The organism is Rhizobium mongolense subsp. loessense, from assembly GCF_900099775.1.
GTDB lineage: Bacteria > Pseudomonadota > Alphaproteobacteria > Rhizobiales > Rhizobiaceae > Rhizobium > Rhizobium loessense.
In genome coordinates, this window is sequence record NZ_FMTM01000021.1 from 39,425 (window position 1) to 45,989 (window position 6,565).

Consider the following 6,565-nt stretch of genomic DNA (forward strand, 5'->3'; position numbering starts at 1 on the left):
ACGCTGCTTCATACAGAAATTTCGGCGAGACGCAAGGCCTCGCGCAAAATTCTGTTACTTGCCCTGGGCGGAAATGACCGTCCAGCGCTTGTCCTTGGAGATCGGTGCGCATTCCTCGATGGATACGGTATCGCCGATCTTGTACTGGTTGTTTTCGTCGTGGGCCTTGTACTTCTTGGAACGACGAACGGTCTTCTGAAGCAGCGGGTGAGCAAAACGGCGCTCAACGCGAACTACGACAGTCTTCTCGTTCTTGTCGCCAACGACAACGCCCTGCAGAATGCGCTTCGGCATGTTATTCTTCCTTTACGCCTTTGCTTCTGCCGCCTTCTGGCGGGCAATGGTTTTCACGCGGGCGATGTCCTTGCGGACCTCGTTGATGCGCGAGGACTTTTCGAGCTGGCCGGTTGCCTTCTGGAAGCGCAGGTTGAACTGCTCCTTCTTGAGGTTGGCGAGCTTGTCCTTGAGCTGATCGGCCGTGAGGCCGCGGACTTCTTCGGCTTTCATCTGCCTCTCCTTACTCTGCAATGCGCTGAACGAAGCGCGTCTTGACCGAGAGCTTGGCCGAGCCGAGACGAAGCGCCTCGCGGGCGATCTCTTCGGTGACGCCGTCGATCTCGAACATCATGCGGCCAGGCTTGACCTTGCATGCCCAATATTCGACGGAGCCCTTACCCTTACCCATGCGGACTTCAGTCGGCTTTGCGGTTACCGGAACGTCCGGGAACACGCGGATCCATACACGGCCGGCGCGCTTCATGTAGCGCGTGATCGCGCGGCGGGCCGCTTCGATTTCACGTGCGTTGACGCGGTTGGGCTCCTGAGCCTTCAGGCCGAATTCACCGAAGGCGAGGTCGGAACCACCCTTGGCGACGCCCTTGATGCGGCCCTTGAATTGCTTGCGGTACTTGGTACGCTTTGGCTGCAACATTTTCTTATTCTCCGAACTTATCTGCCACCAACGCTATCAAGCGTTGTCGCGGCGACGATCGCGATCACGGCTTGCCGGACCCTGAGCGTCACCCTCGAGTGCGCGGCGCTCGGAGGCCAGCGGATCGTGCTCAAGGATTTCGCCCTTGAAGATCCAGACCTTGATGCCGCAGATGCCGAATGCGGTTTCGGCTTCAGCCGTACCGTAGTCGATGTCCGCACGCAGGGTGTGCAGCGGAACGCGGCCCTCGCGGTACCATTCGGTACGAGCGATTTCCGCACCGCCGAGACGGCCTGCGCAGGTGATCCTGATGCCTTCGGCGCCAAGACGCATTGCAGACTGAACAGCGCGCTTCATGGCGCGGCGGAAAGCCACGCGGCGTTCCAGCTGCTGGGCAATCGACTGTGCGACAAGCGTCGCGTCGACTTCCGGCTTGCGCACTTCGACGATGTTGAGGTGCGTTTCGGAGTTCGTCATGTCCGACAGCTTCTTGCGGAGCTTGTCGATGTCTGCACCCTTCTTGCCGATGATCAGACCCGGGCGAGCCGAGTGGATCGTGACGCGGCACTTCTTGTGCGGACGCTCGATGACGACCTTTGCAATACCAGCCTGCTTCAGTTCGCTCATGACGAACTTGCGCATCTTCAGGTCTTCGTGCAGGAGCTGACCGTACTCGGCATTGTCCGCGAACCAGCGGCTATCCCAGGTGCGGTTGATGCCAAGACGGAAACCGATTGGATTGATTTTCTGACCCATTATGCGGCCTCCTCTTGTGCCTGCACTTCGCGCACGACGATCGTCAGGTGGGCGAACGGCTTCTCGATGCGAGATGCACGGCCGCGACCACGAGCGTGGAAGCGCTTCATGACGATCGACTTGCCGACATAGGCTTCTGCTACGACCAGCGAGTCGACGTCGAGATCGTGGTTGTTCTCGGCGTTGGCGATCGCAGATTCGAGCGTCTTCTTGACGGCGCCTGCGATGCGCTTGCGGGAGAACTCCAGCTCAGCGAGTGCGCGGTCAACCTTCTTGCCGCGGATGGCCGCAGCAACCAGGTTGAGCTTCTGTGGGCTGACGCGGAGCGTGCGGGCGACTGCTTGCGCCTCGTTGTCCTTCAGCCGGCGTTCGGCTTTTGCCTTGCCCATTGTTACTTCCTCTTTGCCTTCTTGTCCGCACCGTGACCGTAATAGGTCCGGGTCGGAGAGAATTCACCGAATTTGTGACCGACCATGTCTTCATTGACACTGACCGGAACATGCTTGCTGCCGTTGTAGACGCCGAAGGTGAGACCGACGAACTGCGGCAGGATCGTGGAGCGACGGCTCCAGATCTTGATTACTTCTGCACGTCCGCCTTCACGAACCTTCTCAGCCTTCTTGAGAAGATAGCCGTCAACGAACGGACCTTTCCATACTGAACGAGCCATTGGAGACTTCCTCTCTTACTTCTTACGCTGATGACGCGAGCGCATGATCATCTTGTCGGTCGACTTGTTCGACCGGGTACGCTTGCCCTTGGTCGGCTTGCCCCACGGGGTAACCGGATGACGGCCACCCGAGGTGCGGCCTTCACCACCGCCGTGCGGATGGTCGACAGGGTTCATGACGACGCCGCGGTTGTGCGGCTTCTTGCCACGCCAGCGCGAACGGCCGGCCTTGCCATCATTGATGTTGCCGTGGTCCGGGTTCGAAACGGCACCGATCGTCGCCAGGCAAGTGCCGTGCACGAGGCGCTGTTCGCCCGAGTTCAGGCGAAGGATCGCCATGCCCTGGTCGCGGCCGACGAGCTGTGCGTAACCGCCAGCCGAACGTGCGATCTGACCGCCCTTGCCCGGCTTCATTTCCACGTTGTGGATGATGGAGCCGACCGGGATGAACTGAAGCGGCATGGTGTTGCCCGGCTTCACGTCGACGGCCTTGTCCGAAGCGATGACCTTGTCGCCGGCAGCGAGGCGCTGCGGAGCGAGGATGTAGGCCTGTTCGCCGTCCGTGTAGGTTACGAGCGCGATATATGCCGTGCGGTTCGGGTCATATTCGATACGCTGGACCGTGCCCTCGACGTCAAACTTGCGGCGCTTGAAGTCGACGAGGCGATAGGTGCGCTTATGACCGCCGCCCTGGAAACGGACCGTGATGCGGCCGGCGTTGTTGCGGCCACCCTTGGAGGTCAGGCCTTCCGTCAGCACCTTGACCGGCTTGCCCTTCCACAGGCCAGAACGGTCAACGATGACGAGCTGGCGCTGGCTCGGGGTCGTAGGATTGAATGTTTTCAATGCCATTTTCTTATTCCTCAGAGACCGGTGGAGACGTCGATCGTCTGGCCCTCAGCCAGCGTCACGACAGCCTTCTTCACGTCCTTCTGCTTGCCGACAAAACCGCGGAAACGCTTGGTCTTGCCCTTGCGGAGCAGAGTGTTGACGGCCGTGACCTTGACGCCGAAGAGCGCCTCGACTGCAGCCTTGATTTCCGGCTTCGTGGCCGCCTTGGCGACGTTGAAAACAACCTGGTTGTTTTCCGATACCAGCGTGGACTTTTCGGTAATCGCCGGCGAGACGATCACATCGTAGTGGCGAAGATCGGTCACTTGAAACGCTCCTCTAGAGCTTCAACGGCAGCCTTGGAAAGCACGAGCTTGCCGCGGCGCACGATGTCATAAACGTTGATGCCCTGGATCGGCAGAACATCGATGTTCGGGATGTTCTTTGCTGCAAGCTTGAAGTTGCCGTCAAGCTCAGCGCCGCCGATGAAGAGCGCGTTGGTCAGGCCCAGCGTCTCAAAAACGGATGCGAGAGCCTTGGTCTTTGCTTCAGCAGCGACCAGATTATCGATGACGATGACGTCCTCGGACTTGAACTTGGCCGACAGAGCGTGGCGCAGGCCGAGAGCGCGAACCTTCTTGGGAAGGTCGTGCTCGTGGCTGCGGGCGACCGGGCCGTGAGCCTTACCACCACCGCGGAACTGCGGAGCGCGAGCCGAATGGTGACGAGCGCGGCCCGTACCCTTCTGCTTGTACATCTTGGCGCCGGTGCGCGAAACGTCCGCGCGGCCCTTTGCCTGGTGCGTGCCCTGCTGCTTCTTGGCAAGCTGCCAGCGGATCACGCGGGCAAGAATGTCTTCGCGGGGCTCGAGGCCGAAAATCGCGTCAGAGAGAGAAACCTTCCCTGCGTCTTTTCCCTCGAGGGTCTTGACGTTGAATTCCATTGGTCCGGCTCCTTACTTCGCTGCCGACTTGACGGCATCGCGCACGATGATCCAGGCACCCTTGGAACCGGGTACTGCACCCTTGATCAGGATCAGACCGCGATCTTCATCGGTCGAAACCACTTCCAGGTTCTGAGTCGTTACGCGCGTCTGGCCCATGTGACCAGCCATCTTCTTGTTCTTGAAAACCTTGCCTGGATCCTGGCGCGAGCCCGTCGAACCATGCGAACGGTGCGAAACGGACACACCGTGCGTGGCGCGCAGACCGCCGAAGCCGTGGCGCTTCATGGCGCCGGCAAAACCCTTACCGATGGTCGTACCCGTCACGTCGACGAGCTGACCTGCAGCGAAGTGACCAGCCTTGAGCTCGGTGCCGACCTCGAGCAGATTGTCTTCCGAAACGCGGAATTCTGCGAGCTTGGCCTTCGGCTCGACGTTGGCGACAGCAAAGTTGCCGCGCATCGCCTTGGACGTATTCTTAACCTTCGCCTGGCCAGCACCGAGCTGAACTGCGGTATAGCCATTCTTTTCTACAGTGCGCGTAGAAACGACCTGGCAGCCTTCCATACGCAATACCGTTACCGGGACATGCTCGCCGGCGTCGTTGTAGACGCGGGTCATTCCCACCTTCTGTGCAATCACACCTGAACGCATCGGTTCAATCCTTCCAAATCCGCTCGAGCTAGGCTCAGAGCTTGATCTCAACATCGACACCGGCGGCGAGATCGAGCTTCATCAGCGCGTCCACCGTCTGCGGGGTCGGGTCTACGATGTCGAGGAGGCGCTTATGCGTGCGCATCTCGAACTGCTCGCGGCTCTTCTTGTCGATGTGCGGGGACCGGTTGACCGTAAACTTCTCGATGCGGGTCGGAAGCGGAACGGGGCCCCGGACACTAGCTCCGGTGCGCTTCGCCGTCGACACAATCTCGCGCGTGGAAGCATCGAGAATTCGGTGATCGAACGCCTTCAGGCGAATGCGGATATTTTGGCCGTTCATTCGACGTTATCCTTGTGTTTGTTCTTCGCGTGCCAACAAAACGGCACGGGCTGTTCTTCTTTTCCTAAGGCGGACCACCGGTTTCAAAGATCGAATGGGACACCGAAACGATGTCCCTTTCCAGTCTCCAGGCCTTAAGGCCCACCTTATCTGTTCATTGCCTGCCTCGAAGCCGAAGCAGAAGCAAATCGCGCTCGCGCGCCATTTGCTACATTTTTATGTCATAAGCAAGCGGCCCTGGGGCCGCTTGCTTAAAAGATTACTCTACGATCGATGCGACGATACCGGCGCCGACGGTGCGGCCGCCTTCGCGGATGGCGAAGCGCAGCTTTTCTTCCATGGCGATCGGCACGATCAGCTCGACGTCAACCGTGACGTTGTCGCCCGGCATCACCATTTCCGTGCCTTCCGGCAGCGTCACGATGCCCGTCACGTCCGTCGTGCGGAAGTAGAACTGCGGACGGTAGTTGGTGAAGAACGGCGTATGACGGCCGCCTTCTTCCTTCGTCAGGATGTAGGCTTCAGCCTTGAACTTCTTGTGCGGCTTCACCGAACCCGGCTTGCACAGGATCTGGCCACGCTCGACGCCGTCGCGGTTCACGCCGCGGATCAGTGCGCCGATGTTGTCGCCGGCCTGGCCCTGGTCGAGCAGCTTGCGGAACATTTCAACGCCGGTCACCGTCGTCTTCGAGGTCGGGCGGATGCCGACGATCTCGACTTCTTCGCCAACCTTGACGATACCGCGCTCGACGCGGCCGGTCACGACCGTACCGCGGCCCGAGATCGAGAACACGTCTTCGATCGGCATCAGGAACGGCTGGTCGATCGGACGCTCAGGCGTCGGGATGTAGGCGTCGACCTGGGCCATCAGCTCGCGGATCGCGTCTTCGCCAATCTTCTTGTCGGAATCTTCAAGAGCAGCAAGCGCCGAACCCTTGACGACCGGGATGTCGTCGCCCGGGAAGTCGTAGGACGACAGCAGTTCGCGCACTTCCAGCTCGACGAGCTCGAGAAGCTCGGCGTCGTCGACCTGGTCGACCTTGTTCAGGAACACGACGATTGCAGGAACGCCGACCTGGCGGGCGAGCAGGATGTGTTCGCGGGTCTGCGGCATCGGGCCGTCGGCAGCCGAGCACACCAGGATCGCGCCGTCCATCTGTGCGGCACCGGTGATCATGTTCTTGACGTAGTCGGCGTGGCCGGGGCAGTCGACGTGCGCGTAGTGACGGTTGGCCGTCTCATACTCGACGTGCGCCGTCGAAATCGTGATGCCGCGCGCCTTTTCTTCCGGTGCAGCGTCGATCTGGTCATACGCCTTGAACTCGCCGAAGTACTTCGTGATCGCCGCCGTCAGAGACGTCTTGCCGTGGTCAACGTGGCCGATCGTGCCGATGTTAACGTGCGGCTTGTTGCGCTCAAACTTACTCTTTGCCATTT

Annotated in this window: 12 protein-coding genes; all 12 read right to left on the reverse strand. The window is 60.1% G+C overall.

The window, feature by feature from the left end; all coding sequences use genetic code 11:
- Positions 1 to 54 precede the first annotated feature (54 nt).
- The 12 genes from rpsQ to tuf all read right to left on the reverse strand — a co-directional run bounded on the left by rpsQ (position 55) and on the right by tuf (position 6,563).
- Entirely contained in the window at positions 55 to 294 is a 240-nt protein-coding gene (rpsQ, locus tag BLP23_RS32250; RefSeq protein WP_003547557.1) for a 30S ribosomal protein S17, read from the reverse strand.
- A gap of 12 nt (positions 295 to 306) precedes the next feature.
- The gene (rpmC, locus tag BLP23_RS32255; RefSeq protein ID WP_022718385.1) at positions 307 to 507 is read right to left on the reverse strand and encodes a 50S ribosomal protein L29; all 201 of its coding nucleotides are present in this window, start codon (positions 505 to 507) and stop codon (positions 307 to 309) included.
- Positions 508 to 517: 10 nt separating this feature from the next.
- Positions 518 to 931 carry a 50S ribosomal protein L16 gene (rplP, locus tag BLP23_RS32260; RefSeq protein WP_022718386.1) on the reverse strand — a complete coding sequence of 138 codons (414 nt, stop codon included), beginning with the start codon at positions 929 to 931 and terminating at the stop codon, positions 518 to 520.
- A 36-nt stretch (positions 932 to 967) separates the two neighbouring features.
- Positions 968 to 1,687, reverse strand: a complete 720-nt coding sequence (gene rpsC / locus BLP23_RS32265; protein WP_022718387.1) for a 30S ribosomal protein S3 — start codon at positions 1,685 to 1,687, stop codon at positions 968 to 970.
- Positions 1,687 to 2,076 (reverse strand): 50S ribosomal protein L22, encoded by a 390-nt coding sequence (rplV, locus tag BLP23_RS32270; protein WP_022718388.1) that lies wholly within the window; start codon positions 2,074 to 2,076, stop codon positions 1,687 to 1,689. Before rplV ends, rpsC begins: the two co-directional genes overlap by 1 nt.
- A 2-nt stretch (positions 2,077 to 2,078) precedes the next feature.
- On the reverse strand, positions 2,079 to 2,357 hold the full coding sequence (gene rpsS, locus BLP23_RS32275) for a 30S ribosomal protein S19 (RefSeq protein WP_007531666.1): 279 nt from the start codon (positions 2,355 to 2,357) through the stop codon (positions 2,079 to 2,081).
- Positions 2,358 to 2,372: 15 nt separating this feature from the next.
- Entirely contained in the window at positions 2,373 to 3,209 is an 837-nt protein-coding gene (gene rplB, locus BLP23_RS32280; RefSeq protein WP_039844639.1) for a 50S ribosomal protein L2, read from the reverse strand.
- A gap of 11 nt (positions 3,210 to 3,220) precedes the next feature.
- Positions 3,221 to 3,514, reverse strand: a complete 294-nt coding sequence (locus tag BLP23_RS32285; protein ID WP_022718390.1) for a 50S ribosomal protein L23 — start codon at positions 3,512 to 3,514, stop codon at positions 3,221 to 3,223.
- A complete protein-coding gene (gene rplD, locus BLP23_RS32290) occupies positions 3,511 to 4,131 on the reverse strand; it encodes a 50S ribosomal protein L4 (protein ID WP_022718391.1) in 621 nt (206 codons plus the stop codon). The genes BLP23_RS32285 and rplD overlap by 4 nt, the downstream gene beginning before the upstream one ends.
- A gap of 12 nt (positions 4,132 to 4,143) precedes the next feature.
- On the reverse strand, positions 4,144 to 4,785 hold the full coding sequence (gene rplC / locus BLP23_RS32295; protein WP_022718392.1) for a 50S ribosomal protein L3: 642 nt from the start codon (positions 4,783 to 4,785) through the stop codon (positions 4,144 to 4,146).
- 34 nt (positions 4,786 to 4,819) lie between these two features.
- Entirely contained in the window at positions 4,820 to 5,128 is a 309-nt protein-coding gene (gene rpsJ / locus BLP23_RS32300; protein WP_003547547.1) for a 30S ribosomal protein S10, read from the reverse strand.
- A 259-nt stretch (positions 5,129 to 5,387) separates the two neighbouring features.
- Positions 5,388 to 6,563: an elongation factor Tu gene (tuf, locus tag BLP23_RS32305; RefSeq protein ID WP_039844630.1), complete on the reverse strand. Its 1,176-nt coding sequence runs from the start codon at positions 6,561 to 6,563 to the stop codon at positions 5,388 to 5,390.
- Positions 6,564 to 6,565: the final 2 nt, after the last annotated feature.